This window comes from Gaiella sp. (genome assembly GCF_035558935.1).
GTDB lineage: Bacteria > Actinomycetota > Thermoleophilia > Gaiellales > Gaiellaceae > Gaiella.
Window position 1 is genome coordinate 1 of the sequence record NZ_DATMBZ010000111.1, and the last position, 22,818, is coordinate 22,818.

Genomic DNA, 22,818 nt, shown 5'->3' on the forward strand with positions numbered 1-22,818 from the left:
GCGAGCTGCTCGCGGGCACGGAGCACGGCCGGGTGCGGGACGAGGTCAGGCGGCGCGTCCGGCCGCTCGTTCGCCGGCTCGTCGAGCGCGCACAGGCGGACGGCTCGCTGCGCGCCGACTTCGTGCCGGAGGACATGCCGCTCGTCTTCATGACCGGCGGCCGCGTGATCGAGGCCTCGCGCTGCGTCGCGCCCGATCTCTGGCGGCGCTACCTCGGGCTCCTGCTCGACGGGCTCCGCGCCGAGGGCGCGACACCCCTCCCCCGCGGCCCGCTCACGCGGCCGCAGATGAACAAGCTTCTCGACAGGGAACGGCGATGAGCGACGGCAACGGCGCGGGCACGACGCGCCCGGCAGCGATCGAGATCCCCGACGAGGGGCTTCACGGCCGCGCGCTCACGACGGTCTTCGTCGCGCTGATGCTCGGCATGTTCCTCGCCGCGCTCGACCAGACGATCGTCTCGACGGCGCTGCCGACGATCGTCGGCGAGCTCGGCGGCCTCGATCACCTGTCGTGGGTCGTGACCGCGTACCTCCTCGCCTCGACGGTCTCGACGCCCCTCTACGGCAAGCTCGGCGACATGCTCGGGCGCAAGCCCGTGTTCGTCGCGGCGATCGTGATCTTCCTCGTCGGCTCGATGCTCTCGGGCCTCTCGCAGACGATGCTCCAGCTGATCCTCTTCCGCGCGCTCCAGGGCCTCGGCGCGGGCGGGCTGATCGTGGGGGCGCAGGCGATCCTCGCCGACATCATCCCGCCGCGCCGGCGCGGCCGCTACATGGGCCTGATGGGCGCCGTCTTCGCCGTGTCGTCCGTCGCAGGCCCGTTGCTCGGCGGCTTCCTCGTCGACAACCTCTCGTGGCGCTGGGTCTTCTACGTGAACATGCCGATCGGGGCGCTCGCGCTCGTGATCGTCGTCACCCGGCTCCACCTGCACGTGCCGCACACGCGGCACCGGGTCGACTACCTCGGCGCGGGACTGCTCGCGGGCGGAGTCGCCGCGCTCATCCTCGTCACGACGTGGGGCGGCAACCAGTACGACTGGGGCTCACCGGAGATCGTCGGGCTCGGGATCGCAGGGGTCGCCATGCTCGTGGCGTTCGTCTGGCAGGAGAGCCGCGCGCCCGAGCCGATCATCCCGCTCTCGTTGTTCCGCTCGGGGACGTTCCGGCTCGCGAGCGGGATGGGCTTCATGATCGGGATGGCGATGTTCGGGGCGATCATCTACCTGCCCCTCTTCCTCCAGCTCGTGTACGGCGCGAGCCCGACCAGCTCCGGGCTCCGCATGATCCCGCTGATGGGCGGCCTCCTCGTCGCCGCGATCGCGTCGGGACGCGCGATCACGCGCTTCGGGCGCTACAAGGTCTACCCGGTCGTCGGCACGGTCGTGCTCGTGCTCGGGATGTACCTGCTGTCGCGGCTGACGGTGGAGTCGGACGCGTGGGTCGCGTCCGTCTACATGGCGATCGTCGGCATCGGCCTCGGGCTCGTCATGCAGGTGCTCGTCCTCATCGTCCAGAACGACGCCCGTCCGCAGGACATGGGCGTCGTCACCTCCACTGCCACGTTCTTCCGCTCCGTCGGCGGCTCCTTCGGCGTCGCGCTCTTCGGCGCGATCTTCGCCTCACGGCTCGCGAACGAGCTGACGCGCCTGCCCGCGGACGTCGTCGCCCGGCTCGGCGACGTCGGCGCGATCGACCCGGCACGGGCGAAGGAGCTTCCCCCCGAGGTGCGCGCCGACTTCCTCCGGGTCTTCGCGAACGCCCTGCACGGCGTCTTCCTGTGGGGCATGGCGATCGCGATCGTCCCGGCCGTGCTCGCGTGGTTCCTGAAAGAGGTGCCGCTGCGCACGACGCTCGGGCGCGGCGCCCCGCCGGTCGAGGAGTCACTGCCCGAGGTGCCCGTCGAGACCGAGGTCAGGGCCGCGGCGCGCTGACCGCATCGGCGAACGCCTGCATGCTCGGGAAGGTCGCGTCGGGCGTCGCCCGAGCGGGCGGCGTCGCGCCCGACCCCGGCCGGTCGTGCCTGCGGTCGATCCAGACCGTCGTGAGGCCGAGCTGCTTCGCGGGCACGTGATCGTGGAAGAGGCTCTGCGCGACGTGGAGGATCCGCTCCCGCGACACCGGGATCGTCGTGAACGCGAGCTCGAAGCCCGTGAGCGCAGGCTTGTAGGCGCGTGCCGCATCCGCGGTGATCACCCAGTCGAAGTCGGTGCCGAGCCGCTCGCTCGAGGCGGCGAAGAGGTCGGCGTCGCAGTTCGTGATCACGCCGAGACGGAAGCGCTCGTGCAGCCGTCCGAGCGCCTCGGCCGAGTCGGGGAACGCGGGCCACTCGAGCACGCTCTCGGCGAAGCGCGCGACCGCGTCGTCTCCGACGTCGAGGCGGAGGTCGTCCGCCACGCCGCGCACCCCGGCGGCGAGAACCGCGCGATAGCTGCGGTACGGCGGCCTCTCGGCCTCTGCCTCGTGCCGGGCATACGTCTCGAGGAGCGCGTCGTCGCCGACGTCGACCGAGCCGGGGAGCGCCTCGCGGAGCGCGGCGAGCAGCCCGGTCTCCCAGTCGATCAGCGTGCCGTAGCAGTCGAACGTGAGGACGTCGTAGGCCGCGAAGTCGACCGCCACGAAGGGAGTCAACCACGTGCGTGCAGCGGCGGCGCCACGAAGTCGTCCATCGCCGAGCGCTGACCGATCGGCAGCTCCAGCGGGCTCAGGCGCGCAGCGGCGCCGAGTGTCGCGGACTGGTGCTCGTGCCGCTGCGGCGCGGTACCCTCGGGCAGCGCGCCGGTGACGAGGACGACCGCAACGACGGCGACGGTCGCGCCTGCCCAGTGACGCACCGAGGTCGACGTCGACCGGAGTCGCCGCAACCGACCCGGCTCGCAGCGGAAGCGCTCGTGCGGAGCGCGGCGGAGGGCCTCGGAGACCGCCTCCATCCGGCCCGCGAGCCGCGCGCACTCGGCGCAGCGCTCGAGGTGCCGGGCGAGCTGCGCTCGGCCGACGTCGTCGAGCTCGCCGTCCAGGGCGAGTGAGGCCCGCAGCCGCGCAGCGTCGCAGTCCGGAACGCGAACCGCCGCGATCACAGTGTGCTGGTCGGGTGGAGGACGACGCCGAGGAGGACGAGCAGGACGCCCACGGCCACGAGGAGCGCCGAGAGGTGGAACGCCTCTGTCCAGCTGCCGAGGCCCGCGGCTCCGGTTGCCGGATCGCCGCGCGCGACGCGCCGCTCCCGCGCACGAGAGGGGTCGCGCAACCCGACGACCGCACCGGCAGTGAAGAACAGCGAGCCGACGAGCAGAAAGCCGCCCGACAGCGCGCGCTGCGCCGAGAGCCCGGCGGCAGCGCCGATCCCGAGCGACAAGAGCGCCGTGAACCCGCAGATCCCGAGCAGGCCGGCGGCGAGGTCGCGGAGGCCGCGCGTGATCACGACGGCCCGCGAGCCGCCGCCAACGGCTCGGTCTCGGCCCCCGGCGCCGACACGGTCGCGGGCCGACGCATCTCGTCCGCCGTCAGCGGCCACTTCTCGAGCGGGAAGAAACAGGCCGCCTCGTGCCCGGCCGCGCGCTGCTCGAGCGGCGGGTCCGTCAGGGCGCATTCGTCCTGGGCGCGCGGGCAGCGCGGATGGAAACGACAGCCGCTCGGCGGGTTGATCGGGTTCGGTACGTCGCCGCCGAGCACGAACGCGCTGCGCCCGCGGCCACGGCGCGGGTTCGCGATGGGGACGGCGGAGAGCAACGCGCCCGTGTACGGGTGGCGCGGCGCCGCGTAGAGGTCGCGGGCGGGAGCGAGCTCGGCGAGCTTGCCCAGGTACATCACCGCGACGCGGTCCGAGATGTGCCGGACGACGCTCAGGTCGTGGGCGATGAAGACGTACGTCAGCCCGAACTCGCCCTGCAGGTCCTTCAGCAGGTTCAGGATCTGCGCCTGCACCGAGACGTCGAGCGCGGAGACGGGCTCGTCCGCGACGATCAGCTTCGGGTTGACGGCGAGCGCCCGCGCGATCCCGATCCGCTGGCGCTGCCCGCCCGAGAACTCGTGCGGGAAGCGGTTGTAGTGCTCCGGGTTCAGGCCGACGACCTCGAGGAGGTCCTGAACGCGCCGCTTCCGCTCCGCGTCGGTGCCGAGACCGTGGATCTCGAGCGGCTCGGAGACGATGAACCCGACGCGCTTGCGCGGGTTCAGGGAGGCGTAGGGGTCCTGGAAGATCATCATGAGCTCACGCCTGAAGACGCGCAGGTCGCGCTGCGAGAGCTGCGTGATGTCCTTCCCGTCGAAGCGGACGGTGCCGCTCGTCGGCTCGAGGAGCCGCATGATCACGCGCGCGAGCGTCGACTTCCCGCAGCCCGACTCGCCGACGATCCCGAGCGTCTCGCCGCGACGCACCGCGAGCGACACGCCGTCGAGCGCCTTCACCGAGGCGACCTCGTGCTTGAAGACGATCCCCTCGGTGATCGGGAAGTGCTTCGTGACGTCCTCCACCTCGAGCAGCACGTCCGGCGTCATGCAGCGGCCTCCGCCTCGAGCCCGAGCTCGGCAACGATGCGGGCCGACTCCTCGAGCTTGCGGCTCTCGTCCAGGAAGCAGGCATCGAGGTGCTCGGGGTCGAACCCCGCCGGGGTGGCCTCGGGCAGCTCTCCGCGGCAGCGGTCGAACGCGAACGCGCACCGGGGCCGGAACCTGCATCCGGCGGGTGGCCGCAGGAGCGAGGGCGGCTGGCCGCGGATCTGGGAGAGCCGCTCGAGCTCGACGTCGAGCCGCGGCAGCGAGCCGAGCAGCCCCCACGTGTAGGGGTGGAGCGGCCGCTCGAAGAGCGAGAACACCGGCGCCCGCTCCGCGATCCGAGCGGCGTACATCACGACGATGTCGTCGACCGTCTCGGCGACGACGCCGAGGTCGTGCGTGATGAGGACGACCGCGGTGCCGCGCTCTGCCTGGAGCCGCCGGATCAGCCCGAGGATCTGCGCCTGGGTCGTCACGTCGAGCGCCGTGGTCGGTTCGTCGGCGATCAGGAGCGCCGGCTCGTTGATCAGGGCCATGGCGATCATCACGCGCTGCCGCATCCCGCCCGAGAACTGGTGCGGGTAGTCGTCGATGCGCCGTTCGGCCCGCGGAATCCCAACCTCCTGGAGGCCCTCGATCGCGAGCTCCCGCGCCTCCCGCACAGTGACGTCGCGGTGCAGGAGGACGGCCTCGACGAGCTGCTTCCCGATCGAGAGCACCGGATTGAGCGACGTCATCGGGTCCTGGAAGATCATCGAGACCTCGCTCCCGCGGAGAGCACGGAGACGGCGCTGCGACGCCTGCAGGAGGTTCTCGCCGCGGAACAGCGCCTGTCCTGTCGAGACCGACGTGTGCTTCTTCGAGTGGTGCAGGAACGCCTCCATCTGCGGGCCCGGAGACGAACCGGGAGCGACCGCGATGCGTCCGGGCTTCGGGTTGAGGCCGAGGATCGACATCATCGTCACGCTCTTCCCGGAGCCCGACTCGCCGACGACGCCGAGCGTCTGCCCCGGGCGCACCTCGAACGAGACGCCGTCGACGGCCTTCACGATCCCGTCGTCGGTCTTGAAGTACGTCCGCAGGTCGGAGACGGCAAGGAGAGGCTCGGGCGGCGTGCCGCCGGACGGCGCGATGTCCACGCCGGGAATCGTCATGCGAGCCGGATCCGCGGGTCGATCATCGCGTAGACGAGGTCGACGACGAGATTGAGCAGGATGATCGCGAGCGTCGCGAACACGATCACGCCCTGCATCGTGGGCAGATCGAGGTTGAGCACCGAGTTCAGCGCCAGCCGGCCGAGCCCGGGCAGGTTGAAGATCGCCTCGGTGAAGATCGCGCCGCCGAGCGCGACCCCGATGTCGAGGCCGAGCATCGTCACGACCGGCAGCAGCGCGTTCCGGAGGACGTGGCGCCGGATGACGATGTTCTCGGGTGCTCCCTTGGCGCGCGCGGTGCGGACGTAGTCCTCGCCGAGCGTGTCCATCACGTTCGCGCGGATCATCCGGGCGTAGCTGGCCGCGAAGAGAATCGCGAACGTGACCCAGGGCAGGATCATGTGGTACGCCCAGTCGCCCGGGCCGCCGCAGCTCGCTCCGGCGGGCGGGTCGATCACGTCGCAGTAGCCCGCGTTCGGTGTCAGCCCCCACTTGAAACCGACGAAGTACTGGAGCAGGAGGCCGATCCAGACCACCGGCGCGGAGATCCCGACGAGGATGAAGATCATCGCCCCCCGGTCGATCAGCGATCGCGGCTTGAGGGCCGAGAGGATCCCGATCGGCAGGGCGATCAGCATCCAGAGAACGGCCCCGCCGAGGACGAGCGCGGTCGTCACCGGGATGGCCTCGCCGACCATCTCGTTGACGCTGCGCCGGTTCGCGTAGGAGCGACCCAACGAGTGATCGACGACGAGTCGCTTCAGGAAGAGGGCGTACTGCTCGTGCACCGGCCGGTCGAGGCCGAGCTGGTGCGAGACGCGGGCAACGTCCTCGGCCGTCGCGGACTTGCCCGCGGCGAGCCGCGCCGGGTCGGCCGGGAGCAGGAAGAAGAGGACGTAGGTGATCAGCGTCACTCCCACGAAGAGGACGCAGGCCCAGAGAAGTCGTCTGAGGATGTAGTTGAGCATCGGTCGTCGTGGTCGTCGGTGGCCGGGGAGGAGCGGTCACCAGGTTCCGCCCCTCCCCATCCGGTTGCCTGCTACTTCAGGCAGAGCACGTTCAGGAGCGGGCCCGTCGACGAGATCTCGTTGATCGTCACGCACCCCACGCGCGCCGAGAGAAAGATCCGGTCGTTCGAGTTGACGAGCGGGGCCCACGGCGGGTTCGTGCGCATCATGTTCCCGTCGAGCGCCGCGTACGCGACTCCGCGCTTCGGCCCCTGAAGGAGCGACGCCGCGGTCATCTCCTTGTTGTATTTCGCGACGTTGAAGTACGCGTAGTTGTTGTGCTGCGGCTGGGTGACCTGGCTCCCGTCGAGCAGGACGTTCACGAAGTCGTACGGGTCGGCGTAGTCGGCGCCCCACCGCTCGACCGTCATGTCGAACGTCGCCGTCTGCGGGTTCCCGGCGTTCGTGAACTGCTGGGCGCGCGGCAGGAGCTTGATCTCCGCGTCGATCCCGATCTGCTTCAGGTTGTACTGGATCAGCTGTGCCTGGAGCGGCGCGGTGCCGGCGTTCGACGACCAGAGCACCGCCTTGCCGCCGCGGAGGTTGCCCTCCGCGAGCTTTCGCGCCTGCTTGATCGTGTTCGCCGTGACCTTCAGCGGATAGATCCCCTGAGGCTTGTAGCCGAGCATTCCGGGCGGCAAGATCTGACCCGTTCGCTTGCCGTACAGGTAGCCGCCCTGGGCGGAGAAGGCCTGCCGGTCGACCGCCCAGTTGACCGCCTTCGCAAGCTGCGGGTTGTCCTTGAACAGCGGCCGCGAGTGGTTGAGCGCGACGTACCGGACGTCGAGCTGCGGCCGGACCTGCACGCGGCCGTCCTTCTTGTTCAGCCCGTACTTCGAAACGACGTTCTTCCACTCCGTCGCCGGGATCCCGCCGGACGCGTAGTCCGACGTGCCCTTCTCGACGTTCTGGTACTCGACCGCGACGTCGTTGCCGATGTTCACCTGGATCGTGTCGGCGTTCGCGGCGCGGCCGCCCTTGTAGTAGGGGTTGCGCTTGAGCGTGATCGAGCGGCCCGGTGTGCGCGACGCGAAGTAGTACGGCCCACACGACGCGTACTGGTTGATCCCGTTCGCGTCGATCTGCTTTGCGAGCGTCGGATCGATCGCCTGGTAGAAGGGCATCGCGACGCGTGCGAGCAAGTCGGGCGACGCCTTCGTCAGCTGGACGACGAGCTTGTTGCCGCGGGCCTTGACTCCCGAGACCGAGCCCGCCTTCCCGTCGACCGCCGCCTGCGCGCCCTTGATGATGTCGAGGAACTGGACGCCCGTCGACTGCATCTTCGGGTTGGCGAAGCGGTTGATCGCGTCCACGAAGCTCTGCGCGGTCACGGGCTTGCCGTTCGAGAAGCGGAAGCCCTTCCTGATCGTGAACGTGTACGTCTTGCCGTCCCTCGAGACGAGCGGCAGCCCTTGGGACACCTCGGGCGTCGCGACCGCACCCGCCGCGCCCTCCTTGTCGGGCCAGTTCATGAGCTTGCAGGCCGTCGTGGCCTCGAGCTTCCAGGTCTCGCCGTAGTACGAGAGCTGCGGGTCGATGTAGTCCACGTCCGTCGTCATGTCGAGGACGATCGTCCCGCCCCTCTTCGCGCTCGTGGCGGCCGTCGAGGCCGAGACGAGGAGGAGAGTCAGGCTCGAGATCGCGAGGACGATCCCGGCGAGGCGCTTGCCGTGCATGTGGCTCCTTTCCGAGGACAGGCGTCGGGTGGCGGGGGTCATCGGGACCCCCTCGGGTCGAACGCGTCGCGCAGGCCGTCTCCGAGCAGGTTGAAGGCCAGCGTGGTGAGAAGCAGCGCGATGCCCGGCCACACCATCAGAAGCGGCCGGGAGGTGTAGTACTGCGGCGCGTCGGCGAGCAGGTTCCCCCAGCTCGCCGTCGGCAGCTGGATGCCGAGCCCGAGGAACGAGAGGCCTGCCTCGGCGAGGATGAACGCGGCGACGTTGAGCGTCGCGAGCACGATCAGCGGCCCGAGGAGGTGCGGGAAGACGTGCGAGCGGATGATCCGCCAGTTGCTCGCTCCGACCATCCGCGCCGCCTCGACGAACTCCTTCTCGCGGATCGAGAGGGCGACGCTGCGCATCACCCGAGCCGAGTAGAACCAGCCGAGCAGGCCGAAGACGAGGATCAGCGTGATCACGCCCTCACCGAGGAAGCCGAGCGTCACGTGGTTGAGCCTCGTGCCGACCGTGCCTGCGAGGGTGATCACGAAGAGCAGGTACGGGAAGGCCATGGTCAGGTCGACCATCCGCGAGATCGCCGTGTCGGCCCAGCCGCGGTAGAACCCCGCGACCGCGCCGAGGAGCGAGCCGAGGAACAGGGAGAGGAGGGTCGCGCCCACCCCGACCTCGAGCGACACCTGCGCGCCGTAGAGGAGGCGCAGGAACTCGTCCCGGGCAAGCGTCGAGTCCGAGCCGAGCACGAAGAGCTGCTGCTCGAGGTCGCCGTCCTCCGTCAGCTTCCCGACATGGGTCCACGGGCCGGCGGGGAGCTGATCCGCGTCGAGCCCGCCGGAGACGAGGAAGGGCTCGTTCGGGCCGTGCCCGAGCATCCGCGACGCGAGCGGCGCGCCGGCGAAGGCCACGAAGAACAGGAGCACGATGAACACGCCGCCCGCGAGCGCGAACCTGTCGCGCCTGAGTCGCAGCCAGACGCCCTCCCAGTAGCCCCGGGCGACGACGCTCGACCCCTCGAGGTCGGAGTCGAGCTCGTCGTCCAGCGGGATGTCGACGGGCGGGAGGGCGGCGGCGCCGCCCAGGAGGGAGACGACCTGACCGTTGGACGTCGCTTCCGCGCTGTCCGCGAGGTTGCTCACCTCGGCACCACCGCTGCCGCCCGCGGCACCCAGTTGTCGACGACCCAGCGTGACCGCTCGCCGGCGCCGACCTTGACGAGCCCGAGGAAGAACACCTGGGCCCGCACGCCCGAGCCCTTGCGCGGCAGCAGCGCGACCTCGAGGAGCGCGCTCCGCGTGTAGGACTCGTCGATCTTGTAGGGCGCGACGTCGAGCTCGTCGATCGGGTAGGGGACGACGGGGTTCTCCCCGGTCGTCCAGCGCTCCTTCGTGAGGCCGCCGCGCAGGTTCGGGCCGACGAGCGTCCACGCCTCGTCGAGGTTCTGACGCGCGACCGCGGTCTGGATGAACCTGACCGCGACGCGGCGCGCCTCGTGCGGGAGCGGCGCCTTCACGAGGTGCTCCGGTTGCTGCGCCGGCGCGGCGCTGAAATGCTCGGGAGCCGGGTTCGTGTCCGGCCCGACCACGAGCACGAGCACGACGCCCGTGACGACGGCGAGAGCGCCGAGCGTCCAGAGCAGCCGACGCCGCGTCCGCCGCGCGCTCATGCGCGTCCGCCCTCGACCGCGCGCCCGGGACGGGTCGCCGCTCGAATCTGCGTGCTCGGGGCCGGTGTCGTCATCGTCGTCCGTCTGTCGGTGCGGAAGCCGGCCCGTGGGACACTCCGCGGGCCGGTCCGCCCGACGTCTGACGGCCAGACGTGTCTACAACACCGGCGACACGGTTCCCAGGAAACGTCGAGAACTTCGACGTTTGTGAGGTTCCCAGGGGTCCGTCCCGGAAAGGGGACTGACCTCGGCGACGCTCGGCGCTAGGTCACTGCGTCGCGGGGAAGAGGCCCCTCGAGGGGCCGGTTCCCTTGGACCGCTCGCGCCTGGCGAGCTCCGCGAGCTGCGCCTCGGCGTTCTCGAGCACCTTGAGCACGGCGCGCCCATGCGCCACGACGACGTTCCCGGCGGGAGTGACCGTCACGGATCTCGAGCCGCTGCCTCTCACCACGAGCGACTCGCCGATCGCAGACTCGAGTTGCGCGATCTGGTGGCTGATCGTCGAGCGGGAGTACCCGAGTCGCCGTGCCGCCTGGACGAAGCTGCCCTCCTCGGCGACGGCGACGAGCGCGAGCAGCGAGCGGACCTGGAGCCCGAGCCAGCGCGAGCGCTCGAGTGGCCGCCGCTCGGGCTCGTCCGGCTCGTCGTACGTCGGGCTCCAGGCACGCGCCTGGTCGGCCCGCTCCTTCGCGAGCTGGACCGCCCACTGACGGCGGAAGGCGTCATCCATCGCCGGGCGCGCCGCCCACGCGCCGACCGGCGTCCGTCCGCGAAGCCGCACCACACCGCCACCGCGCCGCCACGCCCGGGATATACCGCGGGCGGAGGACGACGGGCCGCACGCGCACGCTCGACGTGCGACGGCGCGCACCGCGACATGCGGCGACAGCGCCAAGCACCTGGGACGTACCGAGGATTGGCCCGAGGTGATCGATGCCGCGTACGACGTCGAGACGGCGAAAAAGTTGGCGCATCCGTCGTCCGTCTTCCGGCGGGCGATGCGGGACAGCGGTCCGAGGTGTTTACTCGCGGCGGAACCAGGGACGTGCGAGACCTCAGCTGAAGGCGCGACCGCCGTTCACCCAGATGTTCTGACCCGTGACGAAGTCCGAGCCGGGGCCGAGCAGGAAGAGAAGCGCGCCGACCATGTCCTCGGGTGCCTGCCTGCGGGCGAAGATCCGCTGGGCGGCGAGCGCGTCGGCCATCTCCACCTGGCGATTGTCGTAGTCGCGGTCGAACGCGATGTAGTCGGGCGTCAGGGTGTTGACGCAGACTCCGTCGGCCCCCAGCTCACGTGCGAGAGCGCGTGTGAGCCCGACGATCGCCGCCTTCGAGGCGACGTAGTGGGCGAAGCCGGGAGGGGCCGTCGGCACGGTCATCGAGGAGACGTTGACGATCTTCCCGTGCCCCTGGCGTCGCATCGCCGGAGCGACGGCGCGGGCGGTGAGCCAGGCTCCGCGGACGTTGACGTCGAACACCTTGTCCCATTCGTCGTCGTCGATCTCCTCGAAGGGGCGCTTCACGATCGCGGTGTAGTACGCAGCGTTGTTGACCAGGCCGTCGATCCGCCCGAACCGGTCGAGCGTCTCTGCGGCGAGCCGCTCGGTCTGCTGACGGTCCGAGACGTCGGTCACGACCGAGAGGGCGACGTCTTCGGTCTCGCGGAGGTCGGCTCCGACGACGGTCCAGCCGGCGGCGGCGAGCTCACGGCAGTAGGTGCTCCCGAGCCCGGAGGCCGACCCCGTGACGACGACGACGCCGGTCACGGGTCCCACGCGACGGGCAGCGACGCAAACCCCCGCGCGAAGAAGACGGGCTCGCGCACGGCCACTCCCTCCCCGGGCCGGAGACCGGAAAGGCGGCGGAGGAGCATCGGCAGCGCCACCCGGAGCTCGAGCCGGCCGAGCGGCGCGCCGATGCAGAAGTGGATGCCCTTGCCGAACGCGAGGTGCTTGCCGATGTCTCCCCGCTCCGGGCAGTAGTCGTCGGGCTCGGCGAAGACGCACTCGTCGCGGTTCGCCGACGCAAAGTGAGCCATCACCCTGGCGCCCCCGGGAATGGTGGCGCCGCCGAGCTCGACCTCGCGCGTCGTGACGCGGAACAGGCCCTGCGCGGGCGATTCGAGGCGGAGGATCTCCTCGATCGCCTTTGGCGCGAGCGACGGGTCGAGCAGATGCCCGCGGAGCTCCGGCTCGACGAAGAGGCGTGCGAGCGTGCTCCCGATCGCCCTCGTCACGGTCACGTGCCCGGCGACCATCAGGTCGAGGGGCAGGCCGGCGATCTCGACGACGCTCAGCGGGTCGGCTGCCGAATCGTTGGCCGCGACGAGGGCGCCGAGCAGGTCGTCGGTCGGGCGGCGCGACCGTTCCTCCACCGCCGCGACGCAGTAGTCCTGGAGCTCGACGAGCCCGCGGGCATGCTCGACGAGCTCTTCCGCGGGGCGGTCCTGCTGGAGCAGGAGCCAGTCCGTCCCCCAGTGGTGGATGCGCTCGAGGTCGTCCTCCGGGAACCCGAACAGCTCCCCGAGCACCCTGAGGGGAAGGGGCCACGCGAATGCCTCCACGACGTCGACGCTGCCGAGCGCAGCGAACCCGTCGATCAGCCCGGCTGCGATCTCCTCGATACGCGGCTCGAGCGCCTCGATTCGCCGCGGCGTGAACGCGCGCGCGACGAGGCCGCGGATGCGATCGTGGAGCGGCGGGTCGACCTCGATGATGTACGGCATCTCGGGGTGACCCTGCGCAAGGATCTCCGTCACCTCGGGCGGCCGCTCGGCCGTGGCCGAGGTGAGCGCGCCGACGGACGAGAAGGTCTTGTGATCCTTGAGGACCGTGAGCACGTCGTCGTGGCGCGTCACGACCCAGAGCCGCAGGTCGGGCGCGTAGAAGACCGGCTCCTCCTGCCTGGCCTGCGCAAGGACCGTGAACGGATCCTCGCGCTGCTCGGCGCTCGTCGGGTCGAACGCGATGGCCGTCGGCTCGCTCACGGTGCCGCCGCCGCCACTGCGGACGCTGCCAGCTCCAGCGCGCCGAGCACCTCCGGCCAGACCGGCGAGCGCGGGTCGATCGGCTCGAAGTGCCCGGCGTCGACCTCGACGACGCGGCAGTCGTCACCCGCCTCGCGGGCGCGCGCCGCATACGCCAGCGCGTGCGCGAGCGGCACGCGATCGTCGTCGACGCCGTGGACGAGAACCTGGGGCACCCGAAGCGGGAGCCGCGCCGCCGGGTCGGCCGCGAGGTATGCGTCGGGCACCTCGTCAGGAGACCCGCCGAGGAGCTCCTGGACGGCGCCCGACCCGAGCTCCGCCTCGGCCGCACGCGCGAGGTCGCAGACCCCGCCGAGCGCGACACAGGCGTCCACCATGCCCCGGGCGCCGAGCCACAGGGCCAGATGCCCGCCGGCCGAGTGCCCGACGGCGACGACGGGATGAAAGCCTTCGAGGCGGCGTCGCGCGGCGGCGACGTCGTCGAGCATGGGGCGGTAGGCGCCGGGCCCAAGGCGGCGGTACTCGACGTTCGCGCTCGCCCATCGCGCCTCGGCCAGCGCGACTGCGATCGCGGTCGTGTTCCGGCGCGTGAACCCGGCCCGCCAGAAGCCCCCGTGAAGCACGATCGCGAGTGGCTGCGCCTGGGTCGTCGAAGGCCCTCGGAGCTCGATCACCTGGTCTTCGTGCTCGCCGTAGGCCAGCACCTCCGCCTGACCGTCGCGTTCGCCGGCCCACCGCTCGAGCCCGTCGAAGAACGCGGGTAGCTCGTCGGGCCTCATGCGGCGACGACCCTCTGCAGCCAGGTCGAATCTCCGACGACGGCGAAGAGCAGCGAGAGATTGCGCAGAGCGGACGCGTGCAGGTCCCGCTCCTCCGCGAAGGTTCCGACACCGTCCTCGAGCACCAGGACGTCGAAGCCCCGCATGAAGGCGCTGCGGGCCGAGGTGTCCACGCAGCAGTTCGTGATGACGCCCGCGATCGCGAGCGTGTCGATCCCGCGCGTGCGAAGGTCGTCCTCGAGCGACGTCCGGAGAAAGGCGTCGTAGCGCGGCTTGCGAACGACAAGCTCGCCGTCCTCCGGCTCGAGCCCGTCGACGAGCTGCCAGCCCCACGACCCCGGGACGAACTGATCCGGAGGTCGTTCGTCGACTCCGTCCCTGCGGAACCGCTGCGGGAGAAGCCGGTGCACGGGAGGATCGGCGTTCGTGCTCATCGTCCAGACGACCGTCAGCCCGAGCGCGCGGGCGTCGGAGACGATCGGCCGGATTCGTGCAGCAGCGGCCGCGCAGGGGCCGACGTCGAAGCCGATGCGCGCGAAGTAGCCGTCCGCGTGGCAGAAGTCGTTCTGCACGTCGACCACGAGCAGCGCCGTGCGCTCGGGATCGACCGCGACCGGGACGTCGCCGGAGCTCGTCACGGTCGGGTCAGAGCTTGCACGAGGCGGTCTTGACGAACGCCGGCGAGTACAGGTCCTGATACGAGAACGGCGCGGTCTTGAAGGCGTTGCGCGCGATGCTCGCCGTCGACTTGATCTTCTGCACGTCGATGTAGCCGACGCCGTACTTCCGCGTGCACTTGTTCTGGACGAAGAACTTGAGGATCCGCAGCTCGTTCGCGGCCGCGATGGGATCCGCGAGCGGGACGTGCTTCTGCAGGATGTAGCCGGACTCGCCCGGGTTCTGCACGGCGTAGTTCAGTCCCTTGAGCAGCGCCCGCGTGAAGCGACGAACCTCGTCGGGCTTCGTCCTCACCCGCTCGTCGGTCGTGACGATCGCGTTGCCGAGCAGGCCCTTCAAGTACTGCGAGTACTTGAACGTCTTCACCTTCCGGCCGCCGGCCGCCTTGACGAGCGTCGGCACGCCGACGGTGAACTGGCCGATCGCGTCGGTGCGACCCGTCGCGAGCAGCGACGGAAGCGTCTGCGGCGTGCCGGGCACGATGTTCACCTTCGACGCGTCGATCCCGGCGCGCTTCGCGTAGAACGGGAAGAGCCGGATCACGATCGAGGCGGGCAGGTCCGCGAGCGTCTTGCCCTCGAGAGCCTTCGGCGTCGAGATCCCGCTGTCGGCGAGCGTCGCGATCGCGGCCTGGGTCGCCTGGCTGGTGATCGCCACGATCTTCACCGGGAAGCCGCCGGACACGCGCCCGACGATGTTGCCGAGTGTCTCCGAGCCCGAGTAGTCGATCTGGCCGGAGGCGAGCAGGCGGGCGTTGTCGGTGCCGAGCCCGGGCACGACGGAGACGTCGAACCCGGCGTCCCGGAAGTACCCCTTCTCGATCGCCACGTAAACGAACGCGTCGCGCCCGAAGGTTCCGAAGGAGGTGGCGTACTTGACGCTGTCGAGCTGTTGCCTCGACGTGGACGGAGTGGCGGTGGCGGCGAGCGCTCCAGCGACGACGGCGACGACGATGACGAGGGCTGCGGCGCGGCGGCTCAGGCGCATCTGGACGACCCCTTCCCGGTGAGAGAGACGACGGGTTATGCTCGGATTCGGAACTCTAGTTCACCATTCCGAACGAGGCAAGGAGGACGTCGTCCGTGGCGAGGATCCCGAAGATCGACCTCGAGTCCCACTTCTTCACGCCCGATTACATGGCGCTCCTCGAGAGTCGCACGAGCCCGCCGCGCTTCGAGGTCACGGAGGAGAACGTCCGCGTCTGGCTCGAGCCGTCTCTGCCCGACGTCATGCTGACCCACAGCCACCACCTGCGGAACACCCTCCTGGATCTCAGCGAGGCGCGCATCGCCGTCATGGACGAGGCGGGCATCGCAATCCAGTTCCTCAGCGTCTCGAGCCCGGGGTTCGAGCAGTTCGAGGAGGATGTCCAGGTCGAGCACACGCGGAAGGCAAACGACGCCCTCGCCGCGTTCGTCGCACTCCACCCGACCCGCTTCGTGGCTCTCGCGAGCCTTCCCGTCTCTGCTCCCCGAGAGGCCGCAGACGAGCTCGAGCGGTGTGTCACCGACCTCGGCTTCAAGGGCGGCAACATCCACTCGCACATCGGTGACACCTATCTCGACGACGTGCGGTACTTCCCGATCCTCGAGCGCGCCGCGCGGCTCGAGGTGCCGATCAACCTCCACCCCACGCTGCCGCACGCGAACATGCTCGGCCCGTATCTCGGCTACGGCTGGGCGATGCCCGGGCCGGGCCTCGGGTTCGGGCACGAGACCGCCGTGCACGCCATGCGCATCGTCTACTCGGGAGCGTTCGACAAGCTGCCGGGCCTCGAGCTGATCCTCGGCCACCTCGGCGAGGGCCTGATGCACTGGCTCTACCGGGTCGACTTCGACTTCAACAAGCCGTGGATGGCGAAGTCCCACCGGGCGGACATCGAGCGCAAGCCGAGTGACTACCTCCGCTCGAACGTCTGGTACACGTGCAGCGGCAACTGGCTCGACTCGGCGCTGCTCGCGACGATCCACGAGGTCGGCGCGGATCGCGTCATGTTCGCCAGCGATTATCCCTGGGAGCAGATCGGTGACGGCGCCGACTTCATCGAGGCCGCTCCGATCACCGAGGACGACCGTCGGAAGATCTGTCATGAGAACGCAGCGCGCCTCTTCGACCTCGCCGTCTAGACCTCCCACTCCGGAGAACCGGTCGGTCGGGCGCATCCTGGACGTGCTCGACCTGTTCCTGGACGGAGGGGCGACGTACACGCTCAAGGACGTCAGCGACGCGCTCGGGATTCCGAAGAGCACGACGCACGGGATCCTTCACGCGATGCACGGCAAGGGATACCTCACCGTCGACCCGGAGACGAAGCGCTACGCCGTCAGTCTTCGCCTCGTCGGACGCCTCTCCGCGACCCCCACCGTCGAGATCTTGCGCCAGCGCGCCCGCCGGCACCTGGAGCGACTCTCGACGACGCTCGGCGAGACGACGAAGCTCATCGCGTTCGAACGCACGCACAGTGTCGCGATCGACTTCGTCGACGGCACCGGGCCGCTCAAGTACGCCGTCACGCTCGGGCAGCGGTGGCCGTTCCACGCGACGGGAGGCGGCAAGCTCTACCTCGCGCAATTCGACGACGAGCGGCTGCGCGAGATGCTCACCGAGGGCCCGCTCGAGCAGATCACGCCACAGACCGTCGTCGACGTCGACGCGCTCGTCGGCGAGGTCGCCGAGGTCCGCCGAAAGGGCTGGGCCGGCCAGCGGGAGGAGATCCATGCGGGGATCGCCGGCTTCGCGGCGCCCGTCGTCGATGCGGCCGGGAAGCTGCTCGCCGCGCTCGTGGTGATGGGGCCGACGGCGCGCGTGGACGAGCACGCGGACGGCATCCTCGCCGCGCTCCTGGCGGAGGCCCAGGCCCTGAGCGTCGACATCGGAGCCCTGGCGTCCGAGCCCGACGCCAAGGCCGTACTCGCGTGAGCAGCGCGACCACCACGGCAGAGGAGAGCGTCGACGCCCGACCGCGTCGCAGTCTCGGCGCGATCGCCGTGCGAGTCCTGCTCCCCGCGCTGACGTTCGTCGTCCTCATCGGCCTCTGGTGGGTCGCCACGATCGTGTTCGGCTGGCCCTCGTACATCGTCCCCACGCCGCTCGAGGTGTGGCAGGAGATGAGCGACCAGCGGAGCATCCTCGCGAGCAACTTCAGGACGACCCTGTGGGAGGCGCTGCTCGGGTTCGGACTGGCGATTGCGATCGCAATCCCGTCCGCGGTCGCGATCGCCTATTCACGCACCCTCGAGCTGACGGTCTACCCCGCCCTGGTCGCGTTGAACGCGATCCCGAAGATCGCCATCGCACCGCTCCTCGTCATCTGGATGGGCTTCGGGGCCGGTCCGAAGATCGTCATGGTCGTCCTGATCTGCTTCTTCCCGATCGTGATCTCGACCGCCACCGGCCTCAAGGCGACTCCCGCGGAGATCGCCGAGCTCTCGCGCTCGCTGTCGACGTCGACGCTGCAGGACTTCCTGCGGTTCCGCTTCCCCTGGTCGCTCCCCTATGTCTTCGTCGGGCTCAAGGTGGCGATCGCGCTCGCGGTGATCGGAGCCGTCGTCGGGGAGTTCGTCGGTGCGACGAAGGGTCTCGGCTACGTCATCGTCGCGTCGGGCCAGAACGCGAACACGACGCTCGCGTTCGCCGCGATCGTGCTCCTCTCGCTGATGAGCATCGTCCTGTACTACGCGGTATCGCTCCTCGAGCGGGTGCTCGTCCCGTGGGCGGAGGAGACGTAGCCGCATGACGGCGATCAGCCTGAAGGACGTCTCCCACACCTTCGAGACGCGCGGGACGCGATTGCGGGCACTCGAGGGCATCGACCTCGAGATCGGCGAGAACGAGTTCGTCACGTTGGTCGGACGCTCGGGCTGCGGGAAGTCCACCCTGCTGCGCCTCATGGCAGGGCTTCTTCGGCCGACCGCGGGCGAGGTCGAGATCGGGGGGCAGGCGGTGGCGAGGCCGCGACGGGACGTGTCGCTGATGTTCCAGCGATCGGCGCTGCTCCCCTGGCGGACGGTGATCGAGAACGTGATGCTGCCGGTCGACATCCTGCGCCTCGACCGCCGCGCGCACCGCGCCCGCGCGGAGCAACTGCTCACGCTCACCGGGCTCGAGGGGTTCGAGGACCGGCGCCCCAACGAGCTCTCCGGCGGTATGCAACAGCGCGTGGCGCTCTGTCGCGCGCTCGTCCACGACCCGTCGGTCCTGCTGATGGACGAGCCGTTCGCAGCGCTCGACGCCCTCACCCGCGAGGAGCTCTCCCTCGAGCTGCAGAGAATCTGGGGCGAGGAGCGGAAGACGATCGTCTTCGTCACCCATTCGATTCAGGAGGCGACCCTGCTCGCCGACCGGATCGTCGTGATGAGCCCGCGCCCGGGCCGGATCGCGCGCATCCTGCCGGTCGCCGCCGGCCGCCCGCGCTCGCTCGGACTCACCGCGCACAGCCCCGAGCTCGACCGCGTCGGCGCCGAGCTCCACGAGCTCCTCTTCGCGCGCGAGCCCGAGGCGCAGCGAACCGCGTGAGCGAACCGCCGCGCGCCCAGTGCGATCGTCCGACACCGCGTGGAAGGTGTGCGTGACGCGCCTCGACGAACGGACGACGACCGCGAAAGGGTGCCTACGCGGCATCCCGAAACGGGTCGCGCACGCGCGCCGTTGTGGTGAATCCGACAGGCCTCGCGCGAGTCTCGGGGAGCTGACGCCCGCCCCTCCCTGCAAACTCCGTTCATCCAATTGAACGGAGGCGACGCCATGGCGAGGAAGACAGTCCGTGTCTCGGATATCTCCGGCCAGGAAATCCCCGACGGCAGGGGCGCGGTTGTTCGAATCACATTCGCCGACGCACGCCGTGGATCAAGGGAACTGGACGTAACCGATGCTGAGGCGGAGAAGCTTGGCGGTCGTCAGGTCGCCAGGCGGGGCAGGAAGCCTAAGGCCGCTTCCTGATCAGACGCTCCCCGTGCCCGACGACCTCGACTACGAATGGTTCGGCTGGCTGATCGAGCACCCTGCCGAGTGGTCGCGCGACGATCTCGCCACCGCTGAGGCTCTCCTTGCATCACAGCGACTCGCGGTCGATGATCGTCATCCGAAAGATCGAGCAGGTCGCGAGAGTGCTCAGGCGGTCGTTGACGCGCTCGAGTCCGCGATTCAGCAGCATCGCGCAGCACACGGTTGAGGCGCATAGAGGTAACGGGCGGCACCGCTGACGCGGGCGTGACCGCGAAGGTGGCAGCGCTCACGCCGACGCGCTCTTCGCCCTGACCAGCGCGCTGACGGTCGCGTTCACGGGCGCCTGCAGGCCGACCTCGCGTGCGGCGGGCGGGATCGCGCCGTTGATGACGTCGATCTCGCTCGGGCGTCCTGCGAGCAGGTCGAGGAGCATCGAGGGCCGCGCGGGGCGGATCGCCTCGCCGAACGCGCGGGCGTAGGCGTCGGGCTCGTCGAAGGAGAGCGCGATGCCGCGCGCACGCGCGACGTCGTAGGCCTCGCGGGCGCAGCCCGACGCGACGCTCCAGGCATCCGCGTCGTCCAGCACCTCGCCGATCGTGAGCTCGAGGATCGCGCAGGTCGCGCTGAAGCAGACGTTGCAGACGAGCTTCTCCCAGACGAGCCGGTCGACGTCGTCGTAGGTCTCGACGCGGAAGCCGGCCCGTGACCAGACCTCGGCGACGTGCTCGATCCGCGGCGTCACGGGGCCGTGCCGCTCGCCGATCCGGACGAGCTCCCAGCCGTTGTGGTGCACGTGGCCGGGCGCGACGATCGACGCCCCGAACCCGCCGACGACGCCGATCGCGACGCGTTCCTCGCCCAGCACCGCCGCGACCCGGTCGGCGCTGCCGAGCCCGTTCTGGATCGGCAGCACCACCGTGTCCGGGCCGAGGAGCGGCTGCGCGGCGGCCGCCGCCTCCTGCACGTGCATCGCCTTCGTCGCGATCACGACGAGCTCGCACGGGCCTACCTCGGCGGGATCGGTCGTCGCGTCGACTCGCACGGTGCGGTTCCCGCTGGCGCCCTCGACGACGAGGCCGCGCGCCCTGATCGCCTCGACGTGCTCGGCCCACGAGTCCACCGCCCAGACCTCGTTGCCGCTGTCGCCGAGGAGACCGGCGTACACCGAGCCCATCGCGCCGGCCCCGACGACGGCGATCTTCACGACGGCAACGCTAACGGCCGACGGCGGGCGGAGCCGCCGTTGTCGCCATGCGCGTCACAGTCCGCCCGCGGTCGGACGACTCGCAGATACCTCGCGGGCCGACGGGATCTCCCTTCTCACGCGAAGGTCGGGCGCGGCTCGTTACCGCTCTGCAGGTCTGGGCGGCGGCCGCGGCTCGGCCGGCCTCTCGGAGCTCCGCGCTGTGCTGCTCTAGAAGCACGTTGGGCGGCAGCGCGAAGGACTCATCTAGCGCGAGAGTCTGAGGAGGTTCAGAATCGTTTCCGGCGGGGTACCGCTCGCGCGTCAACCGACAGGGGAGGGAGATATGAAGCGGCTCGTTGTGCTTGTCGCCGTATGCGCTTTGTGTTTGGTTGCCGCGACGGCAGCTACGAGTGCGTCCCCACTTCAGTGTCCGCTGCCGAGCGGCGAGGGGACACCGGAGGAGTTCGACGCCACGATTGTGGGTACGCCAGGTGACGACGTTATCCGTGGCACCGAAGGGCAGGACGTGATCGTGGGCCTCGGTGGCAATGATCGAATCTGGGGGCTCGGCGGTGATGACCTGATCTGTGGGGGGCTTGGTGACGACGTGATCGACGGTGGCGACGGCGGTGACTTCATCCTGGGTGACACCGGTGATTCGTTCCGGCTGGGCCAGGGTGGGGGCATGAATGTCCCCGGCGGAAACGACGTCATCATCGGTGGTTCCGGTGACGACGGGCTCGCTGGCGAGAACGGCAGCGACACCATCAAGGGTGGTGCGGGCAACGACTTTGCGACAGGTCAGACCGGCGCCGACAACGTCTCCGGCGACGAGGGCAACGACGACTTGTTCGGCGGCCCCGGTGACGACGTAGTGAACGGTGGGGATGGCAACGACAACCTCACCGGCAACTTCGGGAACGACACGCTGCTCGGTGGAAAGGGTGACGACACACTGTTCGGGGATGCCTTCTTCGGCGATCCGGGTGCGTTCGACGTCTGCAACGGCCAGCAGGGCTTCGACCTTTCTGCAACGTGTGAGGTCAACAACCAGATGGAAGGGGACCTCCCGCCCGAGGGGTGAAGCGGACTCGGGATCGAGGTTACGAGCGGCGCCGCATGGCGCCGCTCGTCTGCGAACGTCTGCATCTAGACGACGCGCATCGCGGACGTTCTGCCTGGGGGGACGGCGACAAGCACCGGACAGTCTCCGCTGGCAGCAGGCGCTCGAGACCGGCGGCGTGGTCGTCGGCGACGAAATCCGGATCTCGGCGGACATCGCCGCAGGCACCGAGCGCCGCGACGCCTGACGGCGTAGCCGACGCTCTCATGGTTTCTACAGATGAGTCGCCCGCGCACGGCGGCGAGGATCTGGGATGCGTCGGTCGGTTGCTCGAACCCGTTGTGCCGGCCGCGAGGATGGGAGGGTCAGCCGCTACTGCCTCATCTCGATCTCGATGAACGTGAAGTCGTGGTCGTTCGTGTTGACGACGTCATGTTCGACGCCGGCCTCTCGGAAGTAGGGCGCGCCGACCGTCAAGTGGGAGTCCCTCGTGCCCTCGGGCTCGACGAGTTCGAGCGTACCGGCCGTCAGAGGGACGATCACGTAGTCGTACTCGTGCACATGCCAACCCGTCGCTGCACCGGGGGCGAAGCGCCACCGTGTCACTCGCACGCGATCGTTGTCGATCAGCACGGTTGAGGTCGCGCGCCCGGTCATCCGCCTCTCCCTGGGCGCAGGGCAGTCGCTCCGTGGCATTCCGCGGTCACGTAGCCAGATCGGAACGCCGCGCCTCTCCGGTCTGGTTCGTCCAAGCCATTGTCCGATGCCCCGCCCATCCCGACCTCCGGCTCGTCTTCCTGGAACCGCCTGGGTAGCCACTCCGCAGTGGTGAGCAGCAGCTCCCCGAAGCGGCGCCCGAGGAGGCGACAGATCTCGGCCGCAGAGCCTGACCTTGATGGACGCGCGCACGGCGTCGTCGAAGCCCCTGGATGAGCGGCGTATCGAGCGCTCCGCGCGTTGTCTTGTAGGGGCTCGAGGCCCTCGTTGGTCGATGACGTCGCACACGGTCGAGGCGCGAGACGATATCGAGCGATTCGCCGCGAGCCGCGCCCGGCCAGGCCGCGTCCCTGGTAGCGACCCAGGCGGTCGGCCGTTCAACCATGCGGTCGTCGACCGGGCTGGCTGGTCGCTGACCAGGAGGTCTTCCCCGTAAGAGTGCCGTCTGCGGCCCGTCCCGATCGGCGTTCGC

Annotated in this window: 25 protein-coding genes and 1 pseudogene; 9 read left to right on the forward strand and 17 right to left on the reverse strand. The window is 69.9% G+C overall.

The features are described 5' to 3' along the window. Both VNM44_RS10485 and VNM44_RS10490 read left to right on the forward strand, forming a co-directional pair. Positions 1 to 320: pseudogene (locus tag VNM44_RS10485) on the forward strand (TetR family transcriptional regulator); the annotation flags it as partial. Next, positions 317 to 1,933, forward strand: a complete 1,617-nt coding sequence (locus VNM44_RS10490) for an MDR family MFS transporter (RefSeq protein ID WP_325625822.1) — start codon at positions 317 to 319, stop codon at positions 1,931 to 1,933. The pseudogene VNM44_RS10485 and the gene VNM44_RS10490, both read left to right, overlap by 4 nt. Here the strand turns inward: VNM44_RS10490 and VNM44_RS10495 are convergent. The 15 genes from VNM44_RS10495 to VNM44_RS10565 form a co-directional block, all read right to left on the reverse strand. Next, complete coding sequence (locus VNM44_RS10495) at positions 1,914 to 2,618, reverse strand: haloacid dehalogenase type II (protein WP_325625823.1); 705 nt, start codon at positions 2,616 to 2,618, stop codon at positions 1,914 to 1,916. The two genes, VNM44_RS10490 and VNM44_RS10495, sit on opposite strands and share 20 nt — an antisense overlap. An 8-nt stretch (positions 2,619 to 2,626) precedes the next feature. Then, a complete protein-coding gene (locus VNM44_RS10500) occupies positions 2,627 to 3,076 on the reverse strand; it encodes a zf-HC2 domain-containing protein (protein WP_325625824.1) in 450 nt (149 codons plus the stop codon). Next, positions 3,073 to 3,420 (reverse strand): hypothetical protein, encoded by a 348-nt coding sequence (locus VNM44_RS10505; RefSeq protein ID WP_325625825.1) that lies wholly within the window; start codon positions 3,418 to 3,420, stop codon positions 3,073 to 3,075. The genes VNM44_RS10500 and VNM44_RS10505 overlap by 4 nt, the downstream gene beginning before the upstream one ends. Beyond that, a complete protein-coding gene (locus VNM44_RS10510; RefSeq protein ID WP_325625826.1) occupies positions 3,417 to 4,496 on the reverse strand; it encodes a dipeptide ABC transporter ATP-binding protein in 1,080 nt (359 codons plus the stop codon). Before VNM44_RS10510 ends, VNM44_RS10505 begins: the two co-directional genes overlap by 4 nt. Continuing rightward, positions 4,493 to 5,647: an ABC transporter ATP-binding protein gene (locus tag VNM44_RS10515; protein WP_325625827.1), complete on the reverse strand. Its 1,155-nt coding sequence runs from the start codon at positions 5,645 to 5,647 to the stop codon at positions 4,493 to 4,495. The genes VNM44_RS10510 and VNM44_RS10515 overlap by 4 nt, the downstream gene beginning before the upstream one ends. Then, a complete protein-coding gene (locus VNM44_RS10520) occupies positions 5,644 to 6,615 on the reverse strand; it encodes an ABC transporter permease (RefSeq protein ID WP_325625828.1) in 972 nt (323 codons plus the stop codon). The genes VNM44_RS10515 and VNM44_RS10520 overlap by 4 nt, the downstream gene beginning before the upstream one ends. A 71-nt stretch (positions 6,616 to 6,686) precedes the next feature. Continuing rightward, positions 6,687 to 8,330, reverse strand: a complete 1,644-nt coding sequence (locus VNM44_RS10525) for an ABC transporter substrate-binding protein (protein WP_325625829.1) — start codon at positions 8,328 to 8,330, stop codon at positions 6,687 to 6,689. A gap of 38 nt (positions 8,331 to 8,368) precedes the next feature. Beyond that, positions 8,369 to 9,466, reverse strand: a complete 1,098-nt coding sequence (locus VNM44_RS10530; RefSeq protein ID WP_325625830.1) for an ABC transporter permease — start codon at positions 9,464 to 9,466, stop codon at positions 8,369 to 8,371. Continuing rightward, on the reverse strand, positions 9,463 to 9,993 hold the full coding sequence (locus VNM44_RS10535) for a hypothetical protein (RefSeq protein ID WP_325625831.1): 531 nt from the start codon (positions 9,991 to 9,993) through the stop codon (positions 9,463 to 9,465). The genes VNM44_RS10530 and VNM44_RS10535 overlap by 4 nt, the downstream gene beginning before the upstream one ends. A 268-nt stretch (positions 9,994 to 10,261) precedes the next feature. Then, positions 10,262 to 10,723 carry a LysR family transcriptional regulator gene (locus VNM44_RS10540; RefSeq protein WP_325625832.1) on the reverse strand — a complete coding sequence of 154 codons (462 nt, stop codon included), beginning with the start codon at positions 10,721 to 10,723 and terminating at the stop codon, positions 10,262 to 10,264. Between the two features lie 325 nt (positions 10,724 to 11,048). Further along, positions 11,049 to 11,759 carry an SDR family oxidoreductase gene (locus tag VNM44_RS10545; protein ID WP_325625833.1) on the reverse strand — a complete coding sequence of 237 codons (711 nt, stop codon included), beginning with the start codon at positions 11,757 to 11,759 and terminating at the stop codon, positions 11,049 to 11,051. Then, positions 11,756 to 12,979, reverse strand: a complete 1,224-nt coding sequence (locus VNM44_RS10550; protein WP_325625834.1) for a cytochrome P450 — start codon at positions 12,977 to 12,979, stop codon at positions 11,756 to 11,758. Before VNM44_RS10550 ends, VNM44_RS10545 begins: the two co-directional genes overlap by 4 nt. Further along, entirely contained in the window at positions 12,976 to 13,758 is a 783-nt protein-coding gene (locus VNM44_RS10555) for an alpha/beta hydrolase family protein (RefSeq protein WP_325625835.1), read from the reverse strand. Before VNM44_RS10555 ends, VNM44_RS10550 begins: the two co-directional genes overlap by 4 nt. Next, positions 13,755 to 14,396, reverse strand: a complete 642-nt coding sequence (locus VNM44_RS10560) for an isochorismatase family cysteine hydrolase (protein ID WP_325625836.1) — start codon at positions 14,394 to 14,396, stop codon at positions 13,755 to 13,757. The genes VNM44_RS10555 and VNM44_RS10560 overlap by 4 nt, the downstream gene beginning before the upstream one ends. 7 nt (positions 14,397 to 14,403) lie before the next feature. Continuing rightward, complete coding sequence (locus VNM44_RS10565; protein WP_325625837.1) at positions 14,404 to 15,423, reverse strand: ABC transporter substrate-binding protein; 1,020 nt, start codon at positions 15,421 to 15,423, stop codon at positions 14,404 to 14,406. A gap of 95 nt (positions 15,424 to 15,518) precedes the next feature. Here VNM44_RS10565 and VNM44_RS10570 point away from each other — a divergent pair, with 95 nt between their 5' ends. From VNM44_RS10570 to VNM44_RS10595, 6 genes are all read left to right on the forward strand, one after another. Beyond that, positions 15,519 to 16,562 carry an amidohydrolase family protein gene (locus VNM44_RS10570; RefSeq protein ID WP_325625838.1) on the forward strand — a complete coding sequence of 348 codons (1,044 nt, stop codon included), beginning with the start codon at positions 15,519 to 15,521 and terminating at the stop codon, positions 16,560 to 16,562. Continuing rightward, positions 16,525 to 17,355 carry an IclR family transcriptional regulator gene (locus VNM44_RS10575; RefSeq protein WP_325625839.1) on the forward strand — a complete coding sequence of 277 codons (831 nt, stop codon included), beginning with the start codon at positions 16,525 to 16,527 and terminating at the stop codon, positions 17,353 to 17,355. The genes VNM44_RS10570 and VNM44_RS10575 overlap by 38 nt, the downstream gene beginning before the upstream one ends. Next, positions 17,352 to 18,164 carry an ABC transporter permease gene (locus tag VNM44_RS10580; protein ID WP_325625840.1) on the forward strand — a complete coding sequence of 271 codons (813 nt, stop codon included), beginning with the start codon at positions 17,352 to 17,354 and terminating at the stop codon, positions 18,162 to 18,164. The genes VNM44_RS10575 and VNM44_RS10580 overlap by 4 nt, the downstream gene beginning before the upstream one ends. 4 nt (positions 18,165 to 18,168) lie before the next feature. Continuing rightward, positions 18,169 to 18,951 carry an ABC transporter ATP-binding protein gene (locus VNM44_RS10585; RefSeq protein WP_325625841.1) on the forward strand — a complete coding sequence of 261 codons (783 nt, stop codon included), beginning with the start codon at positions 18,169 to 18,171 and terminating at the stop codon, positions 18,949 to 18,951. 228 nt (positions 18,952 to 19,179) lie between these two features. Continuing rightward, the gene (locus VNM44_RS10590) at positions 19,180 to 19,374 is read left to right on the forward strand and encodes a hypothetical protein (RefSeq protein WP_325625842.1); all 195 of its coding nucleotides are present in this window, start codon (positions 19,180 to 19,182) and stop codon (positions 19,372 to 19,374) included. 13 nt (positions 19,375 to 19,387) lie between these two features. After that, entirely contained in the window at positions 19,388 to 19,606 is a 219-nt protein-coding gene (locus VNM44_RS10595; protein WP_325625843.1) for a hypothetical protein, read from the forward strand. A gap of 60 nt (positions 19,607 to 19,666) precedes the next feature. On the opposite strand, the gene VNM44_RS10600 is transcribed toward VNM44_RS10595, so the two are convergent. Next, positions 19,667 to 20,584, reverse strand: a complete 918-nt coding sequence (locus tag VNM44_RS10600) for a 2-dehydropantoate 2-reductase (RefSeq protein ID WP_325625844.1) — start codon at positions 20,582 to 20,584, stop codon at positions 19,667 to 19,669. 325 nt (positions 20,585 to 20,909) lie between these two features. On the opposite strand from VNM44_RS10600, the gene VNM44_RS10605 reads away from it, so the two are divergent. Then, entirely contained in the window at positions 20,910 to 21,650 is a 741-nt protein-coding gene (locus VNM44_RS10605) for a calcium-binding protein (protein WP_325625845.1), read from the forward strand. A gap of 351 nt (positions 21,651 to 22,001) precedes the next feature. Here the strand turns inward: VNM44_RS10605 and VNM44_RS10610 are convergent, their stop codons facing one another. Further along, positions 22,002 to 22,286: a cupin domain-containing protein gene (locus VNM44_RS10610; protein WP_325625846.1), complete on the reverse strand. Its 285-nt coding sequence runs from the start codon at positions 22,284 to 22,286 to the stop codon at positions 22,002 to 22,004. Positions 22,287 to 22,818: the final 532 nt, after the last annotated feature.

Excerpts from the sequence above, each read along its gene's own strand:
- VNM44_RS10520 (WP_325625828.1), bottom strand. The coding sequence starts at position 6,615 with ATGCTCAACTACATCCTCAGACGACTTCTCTGGGCCTGCGTCCTCTTC.
- VNM44_RS10490 (WP_325625822.1), top strand. The coding sequence starts at position 317 with ATGAGCGACGGCAACGGCGCGGGCACGACGCGCCCGGCAGCGATCGAG.
- VNM44_RS10575 (WP_325625839.1), top strand. The coding sequence starts at position 16,525 with ATGAGAACGCAGCGCGCCTCTTCGACCTCGCCGTCTAGACCTCCCACT.
- VNM44_RS10555 (WP_325625835.1), bottom strand. The coding sequence starts at position 13,758 with ATGAGGCCCGACGAGCTACCCGCGTTCTTCGACGGGCTCGAGCGGTGG.
- VNM44_RS10590 (WP_325625842.1), top strand. The coding sequence starts at position 19,180 with ATGGCGAGGAAGACAGTCCGTGTCTCGGATATCTCCGGCCAGGAAATC.
- VNM44_RS10605 (WP_325625845.1), top strand. The coding sequence starts at position 20,910 with ATGAAGCGGCTCGTTGTGCTTGTCGCCGTATGCGCTTTGTGTTTGGTT.
- VNM44_RS10565 (WP_325625837.1), bottom strand. The coding sequence starts at position 15,423 with ATGCGCCTGAGCCGCCGCGCCGCAGCCCTCGTCATCGTCGTCGCCGTC.
- VNM44_RS10510 (WP_325625826.1), bottom strand. The coding sequence starts at position 4,496 with ATGACGCCGGACGTGCTGCTCGAGGTGGAGGACGTCACGAAGCACTTC.
- VNM44_RS10585 (WP_325625841.1), top strand. The coding sequence starts at position 18,169 with ATGACGGCGATCAGCCTGAAGGACGTCTCCCACACCTTCGAGACGCGC.
- VNM44_RS10525 (WP_325625829.1), bottom strand. The coding sequence starts at position 8,330 with ATGCACGGCAAGCGCCTCGCCGGGATCGTCCTCGCGATCTCGAGCCTG.
- VNM44_RS10610 (WP_325625846.1), bottom strand. The coding sequence starts at position 22,286 with ATGACCGGGCGCGCGACCTCAACCGTGCTGATCGACAACGATCGCGTG.
- VNM44_RS10535 (WP_325625831.1), bottom strand. The coding sequence starts at position 9,993 with ATGAGCGCGCGGCGGACGCGGCGTCGGCTGCTCTGGACGCTCGGCGCT.
- VNM44_RS10540 (WP_325625832.1), bottom strand. The coding sequence starts at position 10,723 with ATGGATGACGCCTTCCGCCGTCAGTGGGCGGTCCAGCTCGCGAAGGAG.
- VNM44_RS10515 (WP_325625827.1), bottom strand. The coding sequence starts at position 5,647 with ATGACGATTCCCGGCGTGGACATCGCGCCGTCCGGCGGCACGCCGCCC.